Origin of the sequence: Peribacillus sp. Hz7 (assembly GCF_042136355.1) — a bacterium.
GTDB classification, from domain to species: Bacteria; Bacillota; Bacilli; order Bacillales; family DSM-1321; genus Peribacillus; species Peribacillus asahii_A.
Genome location: NZ_JBHHJV010000057.1, coordinates 1 through 1,389, shown reverse-complemented (window position 1 = coordinate 1,389; position 1,389 = coordinate 1). Strand labels below are relative to the sequence as shown.

The window sequence follows — 1,389 nt, the reverse complement described above, 5'->3', positions numbered from 1 at the left end:
AAATGTAGTAAGTTTGGTCACTTTCTATCATAAGAGAGGTTTATAGAATTGGAAATTAGGTGGCTCATTTTTTATGTGATCAAATCGTGTAAAAGTGGCTCAAATCTAACTTATCAAACACAGAAGTATTAGAAAAGTTGAATTTTAATGAATTATATAGAGAAAGAAAAACAAATTAGAGGTGAAAGTTGCCTGAACACAGATTATTGTTGATTTAAAATAAAGATTGATAATTTGCAAAAAAGTTTGATAAAAAGACCTATTTTGTAGAGTATTTCTTTATTCAACAATCGGGCCAGTATAGTTCAAGAGGGATTTTACAATATATACCGTTACCCAAAATTTTCTTTTATAAATACAATAAAAAGAAATTTAACTAATATGGAAGTTTCGCAGTATGTTTAATAAGCAATGTAAAAAACCTTGCATCCCCTTTTGGAGCAAGGTTTTTTATGTACAATATTTGTTATTAAGCTTCTTAATCATTAGTGCGAACAATATCAACGTCACAACGAGAATGGCGAACAATAGCTGCTGATACGCTACCGATTAAGAAACGTTCTACTACGTTTTGACCTGTTGAACCACAGACAATTAAGTCTACATTATGCTTTTTAGGTAATTCTTTTGAAAGTTGTGCTTTAGGAGAACCGAATACGATTTCTGTTTCAATATTTGCTATACCAGCAGCTTCTGCTTGTTCTTTATATTTTTTAACAAGATCGTTAGCGAATGTTTCAGAACGATCACGAATAGTTGTATCGTATTCTTCAATAATCGGATAACTTCTTGTATCAATTATATGCGCTAAAATTAGTTTTGCATTATTATTTTTGGCAATTGTACGCGCTTTATTAAAAGCCCATTCTGCTTCTTTGGAACCGTCAACAGCTGCTAAAATAGTATTATAATGTTCACTCATGATATATCTCCTCCTTTTATAAATCTATTATAACAATAGCGATGAAAAGGATTTGAAACAATTTTGTGAATATTGAGACAATTTTGTGAATATTAAAAAAGTTGTTTTATTTACAATAAAGTCGTTTGAAAAATAATAAAGTTGTTAAAAAAATGTGATTCATTCTATTCAACAATCGGGCAGCATTCCTGTAATGAAGAAATAGAGGGTTTGAACATAAAAAATACCTCTTGGTATGATAAGAGGGTCCTAAAGCTTGCCGGCAAAAAGGACTACTTATTCGCATACCAGGAGGCTCACTATGAATTATAACCCAAATCAAAAAATCGCTCAAATCACTTCCCAAACACTTATTGTCGGTGTTGATATTGCCAAATCGAAACATGTTGCACGTGCACAGGACTTTAGAGGAATGGAGTTTGGGAAACCTTTATACTTTGAAAATACAAAGCCTGGCTTTGATGGAT

Annotated in this window: 1 protein-coding gene and 1 pseudogene; one reads left to right on the top strand and one right to left on the bottom strand. The window is 31.5% G+C overall.

Going from position 1 to position 1,389, the window contains the following annotated elements; all coding sequences use genetic code 11:
- Positions 1-478: 478 nt before the first annotated feature.
- On the bottom strand, positions 479-922 hold the full coding sequence (locus ACE199_RS23470) for a universal stress protein (RefSeq protein ID WP_375351916.1): 444 nt from the start codon (positions 920-922) through the stop codon (positions 479-481).
- Positions 923-1,223: 301 nt separating this feature from the next.
- Here ACE199_RS23470 and ACE199_RS23465 point away from each other — a divergent pair.
- Positions 1,224-1,389: pseudogene (locus tag ACE199_RS23465) on the top strand (IS110 family transposase); the annotation flags it as partial.